The following is a 21,910-nucleotide window of genomic DNA, read 5'->3' on the forward strand; positions in this document are numbered from 1 at the left end:
TTGTGTGTGATGGGGGAACGGTCTTTGTCTCTTTGCTCTCTCGCAGATGAATTTACAGGAGAAGCCCCCGCAAATTGTGCAATCGGTTGAATGGCTGTTTTGCCACCAATATAAGAAACAGCGAATATAGTGGATCCGCTAGCTTTAATATCGCCTTGTAAAAGGTCTTTCCCTCTACTCTTTTTGCTATCAAATCCTGATTTTACAATTCCTTGCTCTCTTTTTTATACTCAAAATTGCCTCTAAAACAGGATAGATTAATCGTAAAAAATATATAAAAGAAGCAAATTATAACATTTTTTCTTATCCTTCTTAATACCAAATAACTGTTAAGCTACAATACGCTAACATTTATCAGTCATAAGTCCAAAACATCATATAATGACGAAACAAATTCATAGAGTGAAGATTTTTCACTATCAACCGTTGTATTAATCTTTCCATAATGCATAAAAATGATGAAGCGGCCCTCGCCCTTTCCCTACTTTTAAAGCATCTGAGGCAGTTAAAGCGCCATGCAAATAATCTTTTGCTTGTTTAACAGCGCAATCCAAAGGTTGAGTAGGTAACAGAGCTGCAATGGCAGCAGAAATGGTACACCCTGTCCCATGATCATGAGTGGTTGAAAGACGAGAAGCTTCAAGTATAAAAAGGTTTTCACAATCACAATAAAGATCTGGACTAGAACAATCGTAATTTTCTGTACTATTTTTGGTCAGCGTATTCAAATGTCCCCCTTTTAACAAAACTGCATGACACCCTAGCGCCAAGAGTCGTGGAGCATATTGATACATAGTCTCTAAAGACCATTGCACTTCACGCCCCAATAACAGTGCAGCTTCAGGCAAATTTGGCGTGATCAAAGTTGACATCGGCACAAGAACATCACGCATAATTTCAATTGCATCAGACTTTAAAAGAACATCACCACTTTTTGCAACCATAACCGGATCAAAAACAATGAAACGCGCTTTATGATAAGCAAGACGTTCTGCAATAACCTGTGCAATCTGAGCATTTGCAACCATACCAATTTTAACGGCATCAACATGGATATCCTCAAAAACAGAATCAATTTGATCTGCAACAAAAGAAGCATCTAATGCCTGAAAAGAACGCACACCCTGAGTATTTTGTGCAACAACAGCTGTAACCACACTCATACCATAAGTTTTCATAGCTGAAAAAACCTTCAAATCGGCCTGCATTCCAGCGCCACCAGAAGGATCTGTTCCCGCAATAGATAAAATCCGTGGAATAAAAAGTTTATCTTTTTGTAATTCCATTAACCTCTTTCCTTCTGTTTTTAAATATCGGAAAATGAGTTACCGAAAAAATAGATGCTTGAAAAAACATAAAGAAGATGTTTTCTCATGTGAATTATATTATATATGAAGTCTTCTTATAGATATAAAATGGAAAATGTAGTGCTTATCCTTCGTTCTATTCTTTTTACGTTCGCTTTTTATACAACAACTTTCATACAAATGATTCTTTACGCTCCCGTTTATTTTTTAATGCCCCGCAAAAAGGCATGGATTGTCCCTAAAACATGGGCGCGCGTTACACTCTTTTTGCAAAAATACATCGCAGGCACAAGTTATGAGATTGAAGGTTTAGAAAATCTTCCCAAAGGACCCTATATCATTGCTCCAAAGCATCAATCGGCTTGGGAAACTTTCAGTCTTGTTCCTTATTTTGATGATCCCACTCTCATTTTAAAACGTGAATTGATGTGGATTCCATTGTTTGGCTGGTATATGGCAAAAACGCAAATTATCCCCATTAACCGCACAACACCCATCAAAGCCTTAAAAATGATTATACAAAAAGCAAAAGAGAAAGTAAAACAAGGGCGCCAAATCTTGATTTTTCCCGAAGGAACACGCCGACAACCCGGTCAAGAACCAGATTATAAGTCAGGAATTGTCGCGCTCTATAATGAATTAGGACTTCAAGTTGTTCCTATTGCACATAATGCGGGTTTATATTGGCCACGCAATAATTTTCGCCGCTATCCCGGAACAATTCGTGTCCGTATTCTTCCCCCGATAGAGGCTGGTTTAAGCAAACGTGATTTTCTAGATCAACTTGTCCAAAAAACTGAAAAAGCGTGTGATGAACTGCTTCTCTTAGCAGCTCAAGACCCTACCCCTCCTCCTATGCCACCATACGCTGTTCAGAAACTTCAAAAACTAAATCAACATGAAACAATGCACTGATTGATAAGAATAATGCATAACTTTGTATATTGAGCGGAGTATAGGGAAAAAAATATAAGAAAGATACTTCAAACTTTCTACTTTAAAATTGTAAAACACTTGTACATGATAAGAAATGATCAATGTGTAAATTTTTTTGAAAAAGAATTCTTCCTCTCTTTAAAATCATTTAAATAACATACATCTCATTGATTTATAAGGATGTTTTAGCGTTATTCAACTTGAATGAGAACCCTGAATACCGTAAGATTTTCTCATTTCAAATCTATTCTAGGTTGAATCAATTAGAATCATTTTCTTACACATTACAAGCGGGGATATCTGTGTGAATAAAACGATACAAGAAAAGATTAAAATGCTTTTTACGAACCGTCTCAAGTGCCAAGGGCCATCCTAACAGGAGAGCAAGAAAAATGCATGATTATGCAGATTCATTCCTTTCTGAGAAATTCAATCCCTCCAAGAACCTGAAATCTTGTACAATCTTCATTATTTAAAAAGTATTTCTTGAAATACTTAAGTCATCAAACCAAATTCAAGGGGAAAATAAAATGAGAATTGGTTTTTATCCCACAGACACAACGGATACAGCAATTAACCATCTTTCCTTCCTATCCTAGACTTAAATACTTTGTGTGCTACATTAAAACAATTCTAAATAACGAATAAGAGGGAACTAGATTTAAATTAATGCGACGTCTCTTCTATAATTTATTTTTTTCTGTGATTTTGAGTTTATCCAGCGCTGTTGCTCTAGCGCAGCCTTTTATTTCTGTTGATGTTACAACGAGGCGAATCTTAAAACATAATCAAGCTTTTGAGCGTTGGTATCCTGCTTCCTTGACAAAATTAATGACCGCTTATGTTATTTTTCGTGCCATGAGCCGAGGGGAAGTTTCACCAAACAAACATATCACCATCAGCGAATACGCCGCAAAAGCTCCCTCATATCGTTCAGGCTATAAAGCTGGTTCTGTACTCACACTTGATACAGCCTTAAGTATCACCATGGTTAAATCTACCAATGATTTAGCCATTGCCATGAGTGAAGCTGTTGCGGGTTCACAGAAAGATTTTGTACGTAAAATGAATAGCGAAGCTAAACGTTTAGGCATGTTTGGCACCCATTTTGCGAACGCAAGTGGTTTACCAGATCCTCAAAACTACTCCACGGCACGCGATATTGCTCTTTTAGCCGTTCAAATACGTCGAGAATTTCCACAATATGCTCATTATTTTTCTATTCCAGCCATTGATTTTGGTAATAATCGAAAAATCCAACATAACTCAAACAACCTCATTGGCCGTTTTTATGGGATAGACGGTATGAAAACAGGCTTTATTTGTGCCTCTGGTTTTAATCTTGTTGCCTCAGCCACCCGCAATAAACGTACAATTATTGCTGTCATTCTAGGTGCTAACAACATAAGTGAAAGAGAAGAAAAAGCTGCACAACTTCTTGAAATAGGATTTTTGCACCAAGGAAGCCCCCAATTAACACTAGCAACATTAAAACCTTATGGGAGCAACATAACACAAGCCAACAATATGAGACAACAAACATGCACACCTGAAGCCATAAAAATGCATGCAAATTCATATGATGATCAAGGAAATATTATTCTCACCTCACCTTTTATCACTGCTCCACCTTCTTTTTCTCATCCTTTATCAGTACACCTCATTCGTACGCCACAAACACCTAAAATGACAGTAAAACCACTAAGAAAACCCTATATTCCGTATAAAAGGCACGCAAACCATTCTATAAAAAGCCATAAATCATAATCTACAATTAATTATAATACTTTGATTTATAATGATAATTAATTATTTTGTACCTTATGTCAAAACCACAAGTATTGTAAGATTCTCTCATTTCAAATCTGTATTTGTTGAATCAATAAAACCAGTCTCTTGCGCGCCACAAGGTGGATGAACATGTAGATAAAATAATTAAAACAAGGAATAAAAATCCTTCCTATAAGTCCTTTCAAGAACCAAAAATTATCATAACATTGACGCTAAAAGTGTATAATATACCCACGTGCACCTACCTTTATAAGCGTAAAGATAGTGGTACAATGGATTTCATGGGGGATTAACCATTATATCCCTCACGGACATCATTATAAATTGCTTAGACATACTGAGATATATTTTTTAAAAACAAAACTATGATTGATGATTAACATGAAAATAAAGCGCATCCCTCTCACGCTTATTACGGGTTTTTTAGGCTCTGGCAAAACAACTTTGCTCAACCGTATGCTACAAGACCCTCTTCTAACAGAATGTGCTGTTATCATCAATGAATTCGGCGAAATCAGTATTGACCACCTTCTGGTTGAAAAAACGACAGAAGGAATTATTGAGCTTGCCAATGGTTGCTTATGCTGTAATTTACGCAGTGATCTCATCGACACATTAATTGATTTAATAAATCGCGTTCAGACAGGACAGATCAAACAACTCCATCATATTATCATTGAAACCACAGGGATGGCTGATCCCGCCCCTATTTTACAAATACTTTTAAGCCACCCATTGTTTATTCAAACATTGTCCATAAATGCTGTTCTTGCAACATTTGATACATTAAGTCCACTTTCCATATGTAAGCGCTATCCTGAAATATATAAACAATTAATATTTGCTGATAAAATCATTCTCACCAAAACAGATCTTAGAGACCCACAAACGCTTTCAGATGCACTCCTTAGCACACTTAAAACAATGAATCCTACAGCACAAATCATTGACGCCCATTCTAAAGATTTCTGTTCAAATCTATTAATAAATAACACATTATGGGATGAAAAAGTAGAAAATACAAAACTTAAACAAAATCTTACGACTACCCCACATGATCATACCCCCCATAAAACCATTCGTACCTTTTCACTAAACTGTGAGGGTCCTGTTGATTACGCCACAATTGAAGCTTTTTTAGATCTCCTACAAGAGCGTTATGGTACAAAATTATTACGTATTAAAGCAATTATCGCATTGCGTGATGACCCTTATCGCCCACTTGTATTACATGGCGTACAAACATTTTTTCATCCTCCCATAAGATTGCCGGCATGGCCAAAAGGAATAAAACAAACACGTTTTGTCATCATTGCCGATGGTGTTGAAAAAGACGCAATACAAAAGCTCCTCAATGCTTTTTTTAATAAACCAGCAATAGATACTGCAGACAAAACAGCTCTCTTAGAAAATCCTCTGGTCATTCCAGGAATAAAATTTTAATTTTTTCTCCCCTTCAATGATATAATATTAAATTCATTGGCACCACCATCTTTATGCTTTTAAAGAAGCAAACCGGCACCATTACACACTTTGCTAATTCCCAATGTTGAAACAAGCCCTTGGTACTTGAGACGGTTTGTAAAAAGCATTTTAGTCTTTCTTGCACAGTTTCACCCACGCGGTTATCCCCGCTTGTAACGTGCAAGAAAATGGTTTTAATTTATTCAACATGGAACGGCTTTGAAATGAGAGAATCTTACGGTATTCAGGGTTCTAATTTAACTTGAATAACACTAAATTATCATTATAAATCAAATTGTTATGATAAAAAATTTAATACCCATCAATCTGCAAACAGATTGTTTTCTCTCTAAATGCGCTTCATCTGCAAACCACTTCATATGATTCATTTCACAGACCGATTGGCCAAATTCTTGGTTCTAAAATATTCTGCTCAACTCTATGTTTACTCAAGCTAATTGAAATCAAAATCCCTGTTAAGAAAAAAACCAAAATCAGACAGAGGCAATATCGCATTTTAAAATATGTGAATGTATCTTATATAACAGCACGACAAGACAATATTTTACAGCATAAAAGAATAAAACTCTTTGAAAGAAATAAAAAGAGAGGTACATTTCATGTTAACTTACTCTTCACTAAAAACGAAGATTGATACCAGTAACGATGTGCAAACAATCCAACTTCTTTGAGAAAATTCCTCTTGGCTTCCCACTTCATATGATTTACTTACATAAAGCTCTATGAAAAAACTCTGCGCTTTAAAATATTGACTACTCACTTAAACACCTTATGTGCAAAGTTTTTGCATATCCTGTATCACCATTATTAAGTGATAGTGTTTACGGTGCTGTAGGATACAATAACACTCACTGCATTAGAGAAACTGAATTTTTATCAATATCGCGATTAAAAACGTAACGTTTTCCATAAACCTCAACAGTTGGAGGTTGACGATTTTTTTCAAAAAAATCATAACCTTTCTTAAGCATAACCCAGAATTGATAATGAGGATTCTTGCTATGACGTGACATATTATCCTTGGTCATGCGGAAAGGAAAAGCCTGCAACTGAAACTCTCTTTGTCCTCCTTTAAAAGCATCCCGTGCAAACGCATAAATCTGAGCCATGTTCTTATCACTCATAGAATAACAACCTGCGGAAAAGCAAGAACCATGCACCATAAGATTGCTTCCTGTGCGACCATTTTCCTGATCATAAAGGTTAGGAAATCCTATATTAAAAGAGAGATAATATTTTGAATAAGGATTCATTTGGTTTGCGCTAATAGTATAAAAACCCTCTGGTGTCTGAAGATCCCCTTCTTTATATTTAGGTCCAAGCTTACCAGACCATTTGCAAATGCCATAGCGAGCAACCAAGATAAAAGGTCCTGAACGAGATTGCTTCCAAACTTCAGCAAGATTTTCTTCCTTAAAAAACCGCATCATAATCGGTGCATAGGGATCTATATCATACAGAACCATTCTATTTTTGATTTCTTGCGGCAACGGCTGCTCAACTTTAGCGCGAATAGAGGCTGGTAATCTTCCTTCACATGCTGTCAATAGTCCCATTACAAACAACACACACACAGCAAGGAATCTGCTAAATGTCATCGAATAAAACTCCAATCCAACACCCCTCACAAAAAATAACCTATGTTAGAGATCGACCAATTTGAAGGTATTTTTCCCTTCGCTCTTGTTTAAGCACTTGACCATCTTTTCCAGCCATAGCTTTTAAAGCTTCTGAAATAACATCACCCGTTGCATCAATGACAATCTCTTTGCCACGATGCGCTCCCCCTAAAGGTTCCGAAATAATGCCATCAATAATCTTTAAGCGATACAAATCTTGAGCGGTAATACGCATATTCATTGCAGCATCTTTTGCACGAGCTGGATCACGCCATAAGATAGAAGCTGCTCCTTCTGGTGAAATAACAGAGTAAATTGCGTGCTCCAACATATAAACTTTGTTGGCAGCCGCGATTGCTATCGCCCCTCCAGAACCGCCTTCTCCAATAACAACGGAAACCACAGGAACTTTCAAACGCAAAGTTGTAGCTGTTGATTGAGCAATTGCTTCCGCTTGCCCACGTTCTTCAGCGCTTACCCCAGGATAAGCACCTGCTGTATCAATAAAAGTGAGGAGTGGCAAACCAAAGCGGTCAGCCATTTCCATAATACGTACAGCTTTACGATAGCCTTCTGGACGCGCAGAACCAAAATTATAGCGCAAACGTGTTTGCGTATCGTGACCTTTCTCTTGACCGATATAAGCAACGGCCTCACCTTTAAAGCGTGCAAACCCCGCTTGAATAGCCTCATCTTCAGCAAACTTGCGATCTCCGGCCAAAGGCGTAACGTCACTCAATAGGCGTTTAGAATAGTCCATAAAATGGGGACGATCCGGATGACGAGCGACTTGTGTTTTTTGCCACGGCGATAATTTTTTATAAATATCGCGCAACGCTGTTTGGGAACGCGTTTCAAGACGAGCAATCTCGTCACTCATATCAAGACTGCCTTTTTCCTGAGAAATTTTTTTTAATTCAAGAATTTTCCCATCAAGATCAGCAACTGGTTTTTCAAAATCAAGATAATTATACATTTGTGTCAACTCATTCAGTGTCACTTATACACTTATAATTTGCTTTATAAAGTCTTTTTCAAAAACATCACCTTTTCTTTAACGAGCCTTTTGCTCATCGGCAAGTGGATGATGCTCATTGACTAAACGATAAAGTCCCTCTTCCAACACATGGGTATAAATCTGAGTGGTAGCAATATCAGAATGACCTAACAAATGTTGAACGGCACGCAAATCAGCACCATTTTGCAAAAGATGACTAGCAAAAGCATGACGCAACATATGGGGAGAAAAGCTATCACTTCCTATCCCTGCTCTTCTAGCGAGATTTTTCAACTCTCGTGCAACGACTTGACGAGCAATATATCCTGTCTCGGAATGCGCAGGAAAAAGATAAGAACTCGTAGCGTCCTTTCCCTGATCACGCAAATTTAACCACTGTGAAAGAACTTGGCATGCTTTTTTTGATAACAGCACCATTCGTTCTTTTTTGCCCTTACCACGAACCAAAACGCTGTATTCATTCCTTCGAACAGACTGAACCGGCAGACTCACCAACTCACTAATACGTAACCCTGTTGCATAAAGCATTTCAATCAATAGCTGAAGACGCAGTGCACGGAAATAACCTTTGGACCCATAGTCTGCTTGGTTGACTTCTAACTCCGCAAAATCAAGCAATTTTATCACTGCATCTTCACTCATGATTTTGGGCAAAGGACGCCTCTGACGAGGTGCATCAATATCATGAGAGGGATCATCTGCTCTCAACCCTTCAGCATAAAGGAATTGATAAAACTGACGCAAAGTTGATAAACGGCGCGCTTGCGACGATGCCGCAAAACCAAAAGTATGCATAAGTGACAAAAGAGTAATTAAATCTTCTTTTTGTGCTGAAAAAAGCGAAACAGAGTGTGAAGACAATTCGTCTTGTGCCCACTGCAAATCATGCTGATAAGCCGCAAGCGTATGAGACGAAGCCCCTCTCTCCGCACTCATCATCTCAAGAAAATGATCTATCACAGCACCACTTTTCATTTCATTGATTCGCTTCCGTAGAAAGATTCCATGAATTCAAGGGAACATCAATGTACATATCCACAGTTACTGGTTCAACCCAAACCACAAGAGCACCCATTATAATGAAAAGAACAGAAAGCAAAATGAAAAGAATCATCAAAAATCTAGTCAATGTTGGCATAAGACAATAACCTACCCAAAAATATTCTATCTCGTATTATGCCTCACAAAGATTAACAGGAATTGACTTTAAGATGGATAAATGCCGAAATAAAGTTATGAAAAGCAATCGACAAAAACGCGTCCCCATAACACAAATAAAGAATCAGCTCTTATCGTCCCTTGATAAAAGAGCACTTGTCCTTGTTGGTCTTATGGGGGCAGGCAAATCAGTGATCGGAAAACGCGTCGCCACCATGCTTCGTTTACCTTTTTATGATTCTGACCAAGAAATTGAAAAAGCTGCACAAATGACAATCACGGAACTCTTTGAAATTTATGGTGAATCCGAATTTCGTGCTCTTGAACAGCGTGTTATTCTAAACCTCATGAAAAAAAGTCCCCTTGTTTTAGCAACAGGTGGTGGTGCCTACATAAATGAAAATATCCGAAAAGCCATTCACCAAAATGGTATATCCATATGGCTAAAAGTCGATCTTGATATCCTCATGCAACGTGTCTCAAAGCACCCAACACGTCCCCTGCTTCAAACAGCCAATCCTAAAGAAACCATGCAAAAACTCATGGAACAGCGTTATCCTATCTATGCAAAGGCAAACTTAACAATTAACAGTCATAAAGAAAGCCGTCATACCGTAGCACAAAATGTTATACGATCCGTACAGCACTACCTATACACAGAAATTAACAATAGGGATAACCAGCATGCAAACCAAAACCGTCACTGTTAAACTGGACAAACACTGTTACGATATCATCATTGGTCCGGGTCTGATTACACAAGCTGCTTCACAAATTAAACATGCTCTTAATAAAAAAGATCCTCATCAAACGCGCTTGGCACTTGTTACAGATACAAATGTTGCTTCCCTTCATTTGGAGATATTGCAAGCAGAATTAACAAAAAATAAAATTCATACTGTCCCTATTATTGTAGAAGCGGGAGAACAATCAAAATCATTTTCAACCCTGCAAGTTGTTATCGATCAAATTCTTGCTGCACGCTTAGAAAGAGGCGACTGTGTTATTGCTTTTGGCGGTGGTGTCATTGGTGATCTAGCAGGATTTGCGGCAAGTATAATCCGCCGTGGCATGAACTTCATTCAAATGCCCACAACGCTTCTTGCACAAATTGATTCTTCTGTTGGTGGAAAAACGGGAATCAATAGCCAATATGGCAAAAATCTTATTGGTGCCTTTTATCAACCACAATGCGTTATTGCTGACACGTGTCTTCTTGATACCCTGCCACCGCGTGAATTTCGCGCTGGCTACGCAGAAATAGTAAAATACGGTCTCATTAACCAACCTGACTTTTTTGAGTGGCTTGAAAAAAATGGGCAGAAAATTTTCTCTAATGGCCCTATGCGAACAGAGGCCATTGTTCGCTCATGCCAATTTAAAGCTGCCATTGTAGCACGTGATGAGTACGAAACGGGAGAGCGCGCACTCTTAAATCTCGGCCATACATTTGGACACATGCTTGAAACAGCAACCGCTTATGACTCCAACCGTTTAATCCATGGCGAAAGTGTAGCAATTGGGATAATTCTAGCTCATCAATTCTCTGCTCAATTAAATTTAATAAGCCCCACGCTTACACAACGCATTGAAGCGCACTTCAAATCTATAGGATTGCCTACACAATTAAAGGATATCCCAGGGTCTCTACCAGATGCTGAAACTTTAATGACTCTCATTGCCCAAGATAAAAAAGTTTCGCAAAACAATTTGACTTTCATATTAACACGCGGACTTGGCCAATCATTTATTGCAAAAAATGTTTCACCAGATGCAGTTTTATCCTTTTTGGAACAAAAATTAACAGAAATTCGTTAATTCATATTGAATATAATTGATTCGTTTTTATACTTCTATTAAAGATTAAATATGATGATGTCTGCGTAGCTCAGTAGGATAGAGCACAGGATTCCTAAAGAAATTGGGCACTTTGAGGAGAAATCCTCAAAGTGAATCTGCTCAAATTCGGGGAAAGCTTCATGGGCGACTATATGCCAATCCCGAGCCAAGTCTCTTTTCAAATGAGAGAAAGGTGTAGAGACTGAACGGGCAGCACCTAAAGAGCAAAAGCTTCAAGGTGAAGAGACAGTCCAGACCACAAACAGCCGATAAGGCTGGCGGTGAAAATCGAAGTGGTATGAATCCTGGGGTCGCAGGTTCGAATCCTGCCGTAGACACCATCGTATCAGTCAAATTATTCTTTGTGCACAATATTAGGAATATAGGGAAGCATCATGAAAAAAACTTTGCACATTTTAGGATTTTTCACCGCTTTAAGTTTATCACTCTTCAGCTCAAACAATAGCTTAGCTGGTTCTTTAATCATTGAAGTACCAGACAATCCAGAGCCCAAAACAGAGACCATTACCTATCAGTGTGAAACTGAAACAGGTAAAGAGCGCGTAGAGGCAGTCTATCTTAATGCTGACAATATTTCGTTGGTTGATTTCAAATGGAACGGTGATCGTGTCATTGCTGCTAATGTCATCGCGGCAACAGGAGCAAAATTTGCAGGAGCTCAGTACATCTGGTGGGAGAAGAACAAAGAAGTCACGCTTTATGACCTTGCTCAGGATCCAGAAGAAAAAAAACCTATCCTCTGTAAAGATGAGTCAACATTATTATTTTAAATAACACGGGAAATATTATGAAAAAAATTTCTTTTACTAAACAATTTTTCATTACTTTAAGTGTGCTCCTCCTCGGTTCAATTAATGCATTAGCAAGTTCTTTAGTCATTGAAGTACCAGATAATCCAGAACCAACAACAGAGACCGTCTCCTATCAATGCGATATGGGAACAAGCAAAGAGTATGTTGAAGCAACTTATTATAATGCTGGCAATATTGCGCTTGTTGATTTAAAATGGAACGGTAAGCGCATCGTTGGTTCTAATGTAATTGCCGCTTCTGGAGGAAAATATGTGGGTGGACAATACATTTGGTGGATAACTAAAAATGAAGCCATATTTTACGATCTTATTAATGATCCAAAAGAAGAAAAGCCCATCCACTGTGTAGAAGAAAAAAGCACAGAATAAGGAAGATTCTTACATTTCAAGAACCGCGCTGGCTCTCATCTCGTGATGTTCCTTCTGATGTGGGTAGCTTTTCCTCCGTTTGGTGTAATAAAAGAGCCAGCGGTTTTTCTGATTGTTTTTCTGAATGATGTCGATAAGCTGCCGTATGTGAAAGCAACATAGAAGCTACCGGTGCTGTTAAAAACAAAAAAAACATCAGCAACACTTCATGAAAAACAAAATAATGGTCCACAAATATTGAATAAAGAAATGAAGAAATAAGAATACTACCAACGCCCCAACTCGTACATACTGAAAGCATATGCAAACGCTTATAAAAATTGGAAAAACGCACCAAACCTATCGTTGCGATCAATGTCAATCCAGACCCTAATATTAAGAAAACTGTGATAGCAATAGCAACCACAAGCGATATATCATCTTTCATTCAATAATCTCCCCCCGCATAAGAAATTTCGCCAAAGCGATGCTTGAGACAGATCCTAACAATCCAATAATGAGAGCTGCGACAAAATAAGTGGTTGTTCCTGAACGAATATCGAATGTAAGAAACAAAAGAATAGTGGTTATATAAAGGGCATCCAAACCAACAATTCTATCCTGCGCCCGTGGACCACGAATCAACCGAAACAGCGCGAAAATCACCGCTAAACTTAAAAAAAACTGTGAAAAGAAAAGCCCCCAATAAAGAATCACCATACTCATAAAAAAATCTCCAAAAGCAATTGCTCATACCGTTGTTTGATCAACTGTTTGTAATCATATCCATTTTTTAAATTTAAGACATGAAGCAAAAGTTCACCCTTTTTACTATTATAGGCAACCCAAGCAGTTCCAGGGGTTGCCGAAAGGATGCATGCTAAAATAGCCAAAGCAGTGCGATTATGAAGCAGAAGAGGTACTACAATAAAACCAGATTTCTGCTCTCGAGACCTTTTTGTTAAAACAAACCAAGCCACCGAAACATTTGAGAATATAGAATCTATAAATACTCGAAAAACGAGACGAAAAACCGCACTCCAGCTTTTAATAACAACCTTCTCCGGCTCCAGAAGCCGTATCATCCAACCACAAAACAAAGCGGTTAAAATCCCTAAAAGCAATTGCCCTAAACTAAAACCATTTAAAATAAGCCACATAAGGACAATGACACCACTGAAAAAAGGGGAAGGACAAAAACGATTCATTTACTTATCTCCCTATTTTCGAGAGAAAAATCCGTTAAAACGCTCCCAATATAGTTTTGAGGTTCATACAAAGTCTTAGCAGTTTCAGACATATAATGACTAACAGGACTGGCTACAATTGTTATAAGAAAACACAAAGCAAGGAGAACGGCAATAGGCGCAAATTCTATCACTTGCACACGAGGAATACGCCCTTCAAGAGAAACCCAAAAAGTTCGGATACCCGTTCGTGTCAATGCAATCAAAGCCGCAAAACCAGAGAGAGTGACAAAAACTACAAAAAGCCAATCTTGGTAAACCGGAAGAGAAGCAGAAAAATCCTCTCTACTGTGGTTTAAAATTGCCATGAACATCATAAATTTAGCAACAAAACCAGAAAAAGGCGGCAATCCAATAATCAAAATGGCACAGATACCAAAACAAGCTCCAAGAATTGCCAAGGTTACTGGAAAATAGATGCCAACTTCATCTTCTTCCTCCTCTTCATCGTCACCATACACCTCCATTGTGACAGCAAGAACATTAGCAGCCACATCTTGACAGCGTTCTACCAACTCTACCAAAAGAAAAAAAGCTCCCAGTGCTAAAGTTGAAGAAACAATATAAAAAAGTGCGCCTGCTGTCAGTGCTGCATTGCCTATCCCGATCGCAGCCAACAATGTGCCAGAAGAGACAAGAACGCTATAAGCTGCCAAACGCACCAAAACTTGGCTCGCCAATACTCCAATAAAACCAATAATCATAGTGGCAAGCCCACCATAAAACAAAACTGTATGACCAAAATGGTTAAAATATTCACTTTCAGGACCAAACCATAGCAACGTTAAACGTAAAATAATATAAATACCAACCTTGCTCAAAAGTGCAAAAGAAGCTCCAACAGGCGCTGCTGCTGCACTGTAAGTTGGCACCAACCAAAAATTAAGCGGCCACATACCCGCTTTAAGCAAAAAAGCAATACCTAAAAGTGCAACACCTATTTCGAACAAAACAATATCTGTAGAAGATATATATTTTATTTTAACAGCCAAATCGGCCATATTAAGAGTACCAACGACTCCATAAATGAGCGCTATACCAACTAAAAAAAATAATGAAGCAACAAGATTAACCACAACATAATGCAACCCTGCACGCACGCGCGTCTGACCAGAACCATGCAAAGCAAGCCCATAGGAAGCCGTTAACATAACTTCAAAAAACACAAATAAATTAAATAAATCGCCAGTCAAAAAAGCACCATTTATCCCCACCATAAAAAATTGCATTAGTGACTGAAAATGAGAACCAGCTTTGTACCAATGAGCCCGCGCAAAAACCAACACGCTAGTCACCAACAAGCTGGAAAGTAAAAGCATCATAGCGCTTAAGCGATCAAGGACTAAAACAATTCCAAAAGAAGACGGCCAATTACCAAGTCGATAAACATCGCAAGCCGGTGCTATTTCAAGAGTACGTATAATCAATAAAATGGCAGTAACGACCAACAGTCCCGCAGAAGAAAGACTGATGAATGATTTAAGTCTTGCACGACGTTCATCATAAAAAAGAAGAAGTGCTCCAGTGATTAACGGCAAAAGAATAGGCAAAATAAGGAGATGATGCACTCCTATTTCCATTATTGCACCTCACGTCCATCAACGTGATCAGAACCCGTTAAACCACGTGAAACCAACAAGATAACTAAAAATAAAGCTGTTGTTGCAAAACCAATCACAATCGCAGTTAAAACCAAGGCTTGTGGAAGAGGATCGACATAATTAGCTGGATTAATAACAGTGGTAGGATCAACAATTGGAGCAGCATTACTACGCGGTCTACTCATTGAAAATATAAAAAGATTAACACCATAGGAGATCAAGGACAAACCAAGAATGACTTGAAAAGTACGTGGACGCAAAACAAGCCAAATACCTGATCCGACAAAAACACCGATACCCAAAGAAAGAACAATTTCCATTAATTTTCCTTCTCTTTTAAAATAGGTTTCTTACCGATTCGGTAACTCCGAATTGACTGGTGTGCAAGTGCAATTAAAATGAGAACAGTTGCTCCTAACACAAGAGAAAGCACACCAAAATCAAACAAAAAAGCAGATGCCATGGGAACTTTCCCAATTAACGGAAGATGAATATATCGAAAAAAGGATGTTAAAAAAGGATATCCAAAAAACCAAGAGCTCATCCCCGTTACGACTGACAATAATAAACCAAAGCCTATCCAACGCAAAGGTAAAACTCTCAAATGCGTTTCCACCCACCGAATATCGCGTGCAAGATATTGTAAAATAAATCCTATAGCCAAAGTAATACCACCGACAAATCCACCTCCTGGCAGATCATGCCCTCGCATGAATAAATAAATAGCAAAAGCGATAATAATCGGAAAGAGCCAACCCATAATAACAGCAGGAACAGCTAAATAATTCAATACTGTATCTCCCACATTTCGATTAGGCTGTGCTATATCAAAGGCTTTCTGGATACGTTGTTGAAAAGGCGCATCAATACTCTCAGGCGCAGGACGAAAACGTCGTAAGAGTGCAAAAACAGTAAGGGAAACAACACCCAAAACCACAATTTCTCCCATGGTATCAAAACCACGGAAATCAACCAATAACACATTCACAACATTGCGACCACCAGCATCTGAGTAAGCATGCGTTAGAAAAAAATCAGAAATCGTTGTACCTTGGGGACGTGTCATCACTGCAAAAGAAAGCCATGCTACACCAGCACCTCCTACAAGGGATATGATGAAATCACGGAAACGACGCAAGCGAACCCAAAAATGAACAGCAGCTGGCCCAGGGTCATGCAAACGTTTAGGCAACCACCGTAAACCAAGCAATAATAAAACGACTGTAACAACCTCAACAACCAATTGTGTTATTGCTAAATCAGGAGCAGAAAGCCATAAAAAGGTTGCACAAGTCATCAAACCAGCTCCCCCTAAAAGCATAAGTGAAGCAAGACGATGAAACTTTGCTCGCCAAGCAACTAAAAGCGCACATAATCCGCCAACCAGCCAAAGAGCGAGAAAAGGAATATCAAGTGGAAAAAGCGGTAATGTCCCCACTGGAATGAAACCATCGCACCAAAGTAAAAGACCAACAAAGGCAAAACAGACCCAAAAAATCCAATGCAATTGGATCTGCAAACGGCGTGTTGACAAAGCAGACTCCACCGCACGGGCCCATTTCCAAGAAATAATTACGAGAATGCGTTCAAAAATACGCGGTCCTTTTAAGTGACGGAAAAAAGGAGCCCCATCATCACAGGATAAAAAATAACGATGCCCAACAGCATAGAGCAATCCGCCCCCTAATAATGCAACAAAGCTCATCACTAATGGAGTGTTAAACCCATGCCAAACAGCCAAACTATAAGGAATTGTCATTGGTCCTAAAACAGACACGACCGCATTATCTAAAATAGGTCCTATTGTTAAATTAGGAAAAATACCAACCGCTAAACAAATAAACACCAAAAGCTCCATTGGTAAACGCATGAAATGCGGTGGTTCATGGGGAGTCTTGGGTAAATTGTCAGGCTTTGGTCCTAAAAAAACGCCATGAATAAAGCGTATAGAATAGGTCACACTAAACAGACTAGCTAGCGTTGCCACATAAGGCGCAATCCAATCGAGCCATGATTCCATATGCGTTTCAACAGCTTCAGCAAAAAACATCTCTTTCGATAAAAAACCATTCAACAAAGGAACCCCAGCCATCGCTGCACTCGCAACTAAAGCAAGAGTTGCTGTGATAGGCATAGAACGATAAAGCCCTGACAGTTTACGCATATCACGTGTTCCCGTCTCGTGATCAATAATGCCAGCAGCCATAAATAAAGAAGCTTTAAAAGTAGCATGATTGGCCATATGAAAGATCGCCGCAACACATGCAAGTGGACTACCAAGACTTAAAAGTGTTGTAATTAATCCAAGATGACTAATAGTCGAGTAAGCAAGCAGTCCTTTCAAGTCTTGCTGAAACATGGAAAAATAGGCACCTAGAAGAAGAGTTGAGAGTCCTGAAAAGCCAACCAGCCAAAACCAAGATTCTGTTCCAGAGAGCACAGGCCATAAACGAACAAGCAAAAACAATCCCGCTTTTACCATTGTTGCCGAATGCAAATAAGCCGATACGGGAGTTGGAGCAGCCATCGCGTTAGGTAGCCAAAAATGAAAGGGAAATTGCGCGCTTTTTGTTAACCCTCCCAATAAAATACAAATAAGGATAGGACTATAAAGAGAACTTGACCGGATCATATCTCCAGACTGTAGCACCTTATCCAAATCAAAACTGCCAACAGTATACCCAATCAATAAAACTCCAATAAAAAGAGCAAAGCCGCCAAAACCTGTGATCGTTAGAGCCATACGCGCACCCTCACGCGCACTTGCATTATGGTACCAATAGCCGATCAGCAAAAAAGAAAAAATACTGGTAAGTTCCCAGAAAACAACCAAAAAGACGAGATTACCTGATAAAACTATTCCTATCATTGATCCCATAAAGGCCAAAAAAAAGGAAAAAAAACGCGGTACAGAATCCGCTGGATCTATGTAATAACGTGAATAAATGACAACAAGCAGCCCAATCCCTGTAATAAGCAAGCAAAAAAGCCAGGACAAACCATCTATGCGGAGAATCAAATCGCTTCCCCATTCTGGAAGCCAAGAAATATCTAAACGCACTATGTGGTTTCCGCGAACTTCCGGATAAAGCATTATTGTAAAAATAAGACAGAAAAGTGCGACGACCCCAGCAAACCACGCTTCATTATTTTTTGCTGTCGAACGAAAAAAGCCAATGACAGCACTTCCACCAAAAGGAAGCAAAACGAGCAATACCAACATTGCTTCCCGTGTTGTCATTCTTTAAACTCCATTTTACCTTAATATTTTGTCATCGACAAAACAAAAACTTATATTCTCACCCCCCCATTCCACACTTAATGATAATAAGATTTAATAAAACTTAAAAGCATTTAAATTTTAAAAAAAACAATGCTTGCATGAAAATACTGCGCACCACACAAGTCTTCTCTTTATTGTAAGAACAATAACGCCCACGACAAGAAGCAATTAAAATTTTATTTAATTTCTATCCTTTAAAAAAGCGTGATAAACACTGCCTACGCCCCCCATGAAAAGGCTGAAAACTATTATCATTTTTATTATAAGAGCGATAACGCGCACGGCAAGATTCAATATGTTGTTTAAGCATCCATGGCTCTTTTTTTTCTAATTTTTCCGAAGAAGACGTTAAAAACACTTTTTTAGCATCTGGTACAACTTTTAATGATGCGCCTTTTGTGCTTAAGTGCGGTGATGTAACAAATGCCACTTCAGGATACCACCAATTATCACTGTATTTACGATAACCACGCCGATAATGACGATAACCTTTGAAACCATTAAGTTCTCTACGCCCCGTAAAAATCAGAGGCACCGAACTATCTTGGACAGAAGTATGAGTAACCAGTTTGGCTTTAGCGTCACTTCTATTTTGCCCCCAATTAACAAGAGTGGTTGTTATAATGAAAAAAATGCTAACAAATACAAAAGCTAAAGCATAATATAATTTTTTTTTCATACTCATAACAAAAAACTCAACATAATAAACAACAGTAATTACAGAAAGCCTTTCTCTTGCTAGACAGAAACAGATTCTTTTCTTAAGATTCTTTTTTCTTGAGACATTCTGTTACTCTTTGTACTAAACGTTGATCTTGGCAATAAGATCCTTCAAAAAAGAATGAATAAATGATGATAAAAACCCCCTATTATCTTATAGACAAATCGAAACTCATCAAAAACATGCAAACAATTTCTCATTTACGGGAAATGTCCGGAGCTAAAATTTTACTTGCTTTAAAATGTTTTGCCACATGGAGTGTTTTTGATTTAATGTCTGAGTTCATGGATGGAACCACATCATCATCCCTTTATGAACTACGTTTAGGAAGAGAAAAATTTGGCAAAGAAACCCATGCTTATTCAGTGGCTTGGGCAGATGATGAAATTGATGAAGCCTGTGGTTATGCAGATAAAATCATCTTTAATTCCATCCAACAGCTTCAACGCTTTTCTGATGCAACAAAAACCATTCAAAGAGGTTTAAGGTTAAACCCAGGAATGAGCGCATCAAATTTTGATCTTGCCAACCCCTCACGCCCTTTTAGCCGCTTAGGAGAAACAAACCAAAGCGCTATCAAAGAAATTCTGCCACTTATCAACGGATTGATGATCCATAACAATTGTGAAAATGCTGACTTTAATCTTTTTAACCAAATGCTTGGGTATATGGAAGAAAAATTTGCAGAACTTTTTTCTGCTGTTGACTGGATAAGCCTTGGCGGTGGAATCCATTTTACGGCTGAAAATTATCCTCTAGAAGCTTTCGCAAAACGCTTAAAACAATTTTCTAAAACTCATGGTGTCACTCTTTTTCTAGAACCAGGAGAAGCTGCTATTACCAAAAGCACCACATTAGAAGTCAGTGTTCTTGACACATTGTATAATGAAAAGAATCTAGCCATCGTTGATAGCTCAATTGAAGCACATATGCTTGATCTTCTCATTTATCGTGAAAATGCTAAATTAGAACCTAATCAAGGACCACACGAAATTATGATTTGTGGAAAATCTTGTCTTGCCGGCGATATTTTTGGAACATTTCAATTTCAAAAACCTCTTAAAATAGGCGATAGACTGTCTTTTCAGGATGCAGCAGGTTATACAATGGTCAAGAAAAACTGGTTTAATGGCGTTACAATGCCTGCTATTGTTCTCAAAGAGTGCGATGGTACATTAACACTTCAACGCCAATTCAGCTATAGCGACTATCAGGAAAGCCTTTCATAAAGATAAACCATAAAAAACGTCATACAACAGTATTAAAAAGGGAGATGGACCTACAATGAAAAAAAATGTTCTCATTATTGGTGCTGGAGGTGTTGCACAAGTTGTTGCACACAAATGTGCTCAAAACAATGATATTCTTGGTGAAATTCATATTGCGTCACGAACACTCAAAAAATGTGAAGCCATCATTGCTTCTATTAAAGAAAAAAACACAATGAAAGAGCAAGGTGTTCTCAAAAGCCATTCGCTCAATGCCATGAATGTAGAAGAAACTATAAAGCTCATCCAAAAGACCAAATGCGAAATTGTCATTAATGTTGGTTCTGCCTTTCTTAATATGTCTGTTCTTTCAGCTTGTATTGAAACCAAATGCGCTTATATCGATACCGCAATTCATGAAGACCCATTGAAAATTTGTGAAACACCTCCTTGGTATGGCAATTATGAATGGCCTCGGCGTCCAGAATGTGAAAAAGCTGGTATAACCGCTATTTTAGGAGCAGGTTTTGACCCAGGTGTAGTGAATGCTTATGCAGCATTAGCGCGCGATGATTATTTTGATAAAATCACAGATATTGATATTATTGATATTAATGCCGGAAATCATGGACGTTGGTTTGCTACAAATTTTGATCCAGAAATTAACTTCCGTGAATTTACAGGACAAGTATGGTCATGGCAAAATAAAAAATGGACTTCCAATAAAATGTTTGAAATCAGCCATGAATGGGATCTTCCCGTTGTGGGAAAACAAAAAGCCTATATGACAGGACATGATGAAATTCATTCACTTTCCAAAAATCTTGATGTAGAGAATGTCCGTTTCTGGATGGGATTTGGTGATCGTTATATCACTGTTTTTACGGTTCTAAAAAATCTTGGTCTCTTATCTGAACAGCCCATTAAGACAGCAGAAGGACAAGAAGTCGTGCCCTTGAAAGTCGTAAAGGCCGTCTTACCCGACCCTTCCTCTCTCGCCCCAGACTACACAGGAAAAACCTGTATCGGAGATCTTATTAAAGGCGAAAAAGATGGACACCTGCGAGAAATTTTTATCTATAATATAGCCGATCACAAACAAGCTTTTCATGAAACTGGGGCACAAGGCATTTCCTATACGGCTGGCGTACCAGCAGCGGCAACAGCTCTTCTTATTGCCACAGGTGAATGGGATGTTAAAACTATGGTCAATGTGGAAGAATTACCACCCCACCCTTTCCTTAAATATCTTGATCATATGGGGCTTCCCACTTTTATAAGAGAACAACAAGAGGATAAAAAATTACAATTTTAATACCTATAGAAAGTATATGCTTGATTTTTTAAGTTATCACAAAACTGCCCAATGAAAACAAACTTAATATTCTCGTGTAATTATGGTTTTCAAAAAAATTTTAGCTATTCGTTATATTTTGGCAACATTACGATTTCTTAACAACCCTAAAGAAGAGACATAGCATCTTTTTAAGACATAGCGAGCAATGATCAAGAAAAAC

At 38.3% G+C, this 21,910-nt stretch carries 20 protein-coding genes; 9 read left to right on the forward strand and 11 right to left on the reverse strand.

The annotated features are described in order from the left end of the window. Positions 1 to 431 precede the first annotated feature (431 nt). Complete coding sequence (thiD, locus tag ACFINK_RS01455) at positions 432 to 1,286, reverse strand: bifunctional hydroxymethylpyrimidine kinase/phosphomethylpyrimidine kinase (protein WP_375638132.1); 855 nt, start codon at positions 1,284 to 1,286, stop codon at positions 432 to 434. Positions 1,287 to 1,415: 129 nt separating this feature from the next. On the opposite strand from thiD, the gene ACFINK_RS01460 reads away from it, so the two are divergent. The 3 genes from ACFINK_RS01460 to ACFINK_RS01470 all read left to right on the forward strand — a co-directional run bounded on the left by ACFINK_RS01460 (position 1,416) and on the right by ACFINK_RS01470 (position 5,477). Further along, positions 1,416 to 2,222, forward strand: coding sequence for a lysophospholipid acyltransferase family protein (locus tag ACFINK_RS01460; RefSeq protein ID WP_375628565.1), 807 nt, complete (start codon positions 1,416 to 1,418; stop codon positions 2,220 to 2,222). 690 nt (positions 2,223 to 2,912) lie between these two features. After that, the gene (locus ACFINK_RS01465; RefSeq protein ID WP_375611309.1) at positions 2,913 to 4,010 is read left to right on the forward strand and encodes a D-alanyl-D-alanine carboxypeptidase family protein; all 1,098 of its coding nucleotides are present in this window, start codon (positions 2,913 to 2,915) and stop codon (positions 4,008 to 4,010) included. 405 nt (positions 4,011 to 4,415) lie between these two features. Continuing rightward, positions 4,416 to 5,477: a CobW family GTP-binding protein gene (locus ACFINK_RS01470; protein WP_375611310.1), complete on the forward strand. Its 1,062-nt coding sequence runs from the start codon at positions 4,416 to 4,418 to the stop codon at positions 5,475 to 5,477. Between the two features lie 890 nt (positions 5,478 to 6,367). Here ACFINK_RS01470 and ACFINK_RS01475 read toward each other — a convergent pair. The 3 genes from ACFINK_RS01475 to ACFINK_RS01485 form a co-directional block, all read right to left on the reverse strand. Beyond that, positions 6,368 to 7,117: a L,D-transpeptidase family protein gene (locus ACFINK_RS01475; protein WP_375628563.1), complete on the reverse strand. Its 750-nt coding sequence runs from the start codon at positions 7,115 to 7,117 to the stop codon at positions 6,368 to 6,370. Between the two features lie 40 nt (positions 7,118 to 7,157). Beyond that, entirely contained in the window at positions 7,158 to 8,114 is a 957-nt protein-coding gene (locus tag ACFINK_RS01480; protein ID WP_375611312.1) for an acetyl-CoA carboxylase carboxyltransferase subunit alpha, read from the reverse strand. A gap of 78 nt (positions 8,115 to 8,192) precedes the next feature. Next, entirely contained in the window at positions 8,193 to 9,131 is a 939-nt protein-coding gene (locus ACFINK_RS01485; protein ID WP_375638133.1) for a site-specific tyrosine recombinase XerD, read from the reverse strand. Between the two features lie 260 nt (positions 9,132 to 9,391). Between ACFINK_RS01485 and ACFINK_RS01490 the strand changes: the two genes are divergently transcribed. The 4 genes from ACFINK_RS01490 (at position 9,392) to ACFINK_RS01505 (ending at position 12,354) form a co-directional block, all read left to right on the forward strand. Continuing rightward, positions 9,392 to 10,024 carry a shikimate kinase gene (locus ACFINK_RS01490; RefSeq protein WP_375606223.1) on the forward strand — a complete coding sequence of 211 codons (633 nt, stop codon included), beginning with the start codon at positions 9,392 to 9,394 and terminating at the stop codon, positions 10,022 to 10,024. Continuing rightward, positions 9,999 to 11,132 (forward strand): 3-dehydroquinate synthase, encoded by a 1,134-nt coding sequence (gene aroB, locus ACFINK_RS01495; RefSeq protein ID WP_375638134.1) that lies wholly within the window; start codon positions 9,999 to 10,001, stop codon positions 11,130 to 11,132. The genes ACFINK_RS01490 and aroB overlap by 26 nt, the downstream gene beginning before the upstream one ends. Positions 11,133 to 11,548: 416 nt before the next feature. After that, the gene (locus ACFINK_RS01500; RefSeq protein WP_375638135.1) at positions 11,549 to 11,944 is read left to right on the forward strand and encodes an MliC family protein; all 396 of its coding nucleotides are present in this window, start codon (positions 11,549 to 11,551) and stop codon (positions 11,942 to 11,944) included. 17 nt (positions 11,945 to 11,961) lie between these two features. Beyond that, complete coding sequence (locus tag ACFINK_RS01505) at positions 11,962 to 12,354, forward strand: MliC family protein (protein ID WP_375629080.1); 393 nt, start codon at positions 11,962 to 11,964, stop codon at positions 12,352 to 12,354. 16 nt (positions 12,355 to 12,370) lie between these two features. Here ACFINK_RS01505 and mnhG read toward each other — a convergent pair whose 3' ends face one another. The 7 genes from mnhG to ACFINK_RS01540 all read right to left on the reverse strand — a co-directional run bounded on the left by mnhG (position 12,371) and on the right by ACFINK_RS01540 (position 19,149). Next, complete coding sequence (gene mnhG, locus ACFINK_RS01510; RefSeq protein ID WP_375611317.1) at positions 12,371 to 12,781, reverse strand: monovalent cation/H(+) antiporter subunit G; 411 nt, start codon at positions 12,779 to 12,781, stop codon at positions 12,371 to 12,373. After that, positions 12,778 to 13,059 (reverse strand): K+/H+ antiporter subunit F, encoded by a 282-nt coding sequence (locus tag ACFINK_RS01515; protein WP_375606068.1) that lies wholly within the window; start codon positions 13,057 to 13,059, stop codon positions 12,778 to 12,780. The genes mnhG and ACFINK_RS01515 overlap by 4 nt, the downstream gene beginning before the upstream one ends. Continuing rightward, the gene (locus ACFINK_RS01520) at positions 13,056 to 13,541 is read right to left on the reverse strand and encodes a Na+/H+ antiporter subunit E (protein ID WP_375612748.1); all 486 of its coding nucleotides are present in this window, start codon (positions 13,539 to 13,541) and stop codon (positions 13,056 to 13,058) included. Before ACFINK_RS01520 ends, ACFINK_RS01515 begins: the two co-directional genes overlap by 4 nt. Then, positions 13,538 to 15,160: a monovalent cation/H+ antiporter subunit D gene (locus ACFINK_RS01525; RefSeq protein WP_375611319.1), complete on the reverse strand. Its 1,623-nt coding sequence runs from the start codon at positions 15,158 to 15,160 to the stop codon at positions 13,538 to 13,540. Before ACFINK_RS01525 ends, ACFINK_RS01520 begins: the two co-directional genes overlap by 4 nt. After that, positions 15,160 to 15,501 carry a Na+/H+ antiporter subunit C gene (locus tag ACFINK_RS01530; protein ID WP_273790150.1) on the reverse strand — a complete coding sequence of 114 codons (342 nt, stop codon included), beginning with the start codon at positions 15,499 to 15,501 and terminating at the stop codon, positions 15,160 to 15,162. The genes ACFINK_RS01525 and ACFINK_RS01530 overlap by 1 nt, the downstream gene beginning before the upstream one ends. Next, positions 15,501 to 18,422, reverse strand: coding sequence for a monovalent cation/H+ antiporter subunit A (locus tag ACFINK_RS01535; protein WP_375638136.1), 2,922 nt, complete (start codon positions 18,420 to 18,422; stop codon positions 15,501 to 15,503). The genes ACFINK_RS01530 and ACFINK_RS01535 overlap by 1 nt, the downstream gene beginning before the upstream one ends. Before the next feature lie 229 nt (positions 18,423 to 18,651). Beyond that, positions 18,652 to 19,149: a BA14K family protein gene (locus tag ACFINK_RS01540; protein WP_375632101.1), complete on the reverse strand. Its 498-nt coding sequence runs from the start codon at positions 19,147 to 19,149 to the stop codon at positions 18,652 to 18,654. Positions 19,150 to 19,316: 167 nt separating this feature from the next. Here ACFINK_RS01540 and ACFINK_RS01545 point away from each other — a divergent pair, with 167 nt between their 5' ends. Then, positions 19,317 to 20,414 (forward strand): carboxynorspermidine decarboxylase, encoded by a 1,098-nt coding sequence (locus ACFINK_RS01545; RefSeq protein WP_375612883.1) that lies wholly within the window; start codon positions 19,317 to 19,319, stop codon positions 20,412 to 20,414. 55 nt (positions 20,415 to 20,469) lie between these two features. Beyond that, positions 20,470 to 21,708, forward strand: coding sequence for a saccharopine dehydrogenase family protein (locus ACFINK_RS01550; protein WP_375628551.1), 1,239 nt, complete (start codon positions 20,470 to 20,472; stop codon positions 21,706 to 21,708). The last annotated feature ends 202 nt before the right edge of the window (positions 21,709 to 21,910 follow it).

Source organism: Bartonella sp. AA16NXGY, from assembly GCF_042197325.1.
Lineage (GTDB): Bacteria > Pseudomonadota > Alphaproteobacteria > Rhizobiales > Rhizobiaceae > Bartonella.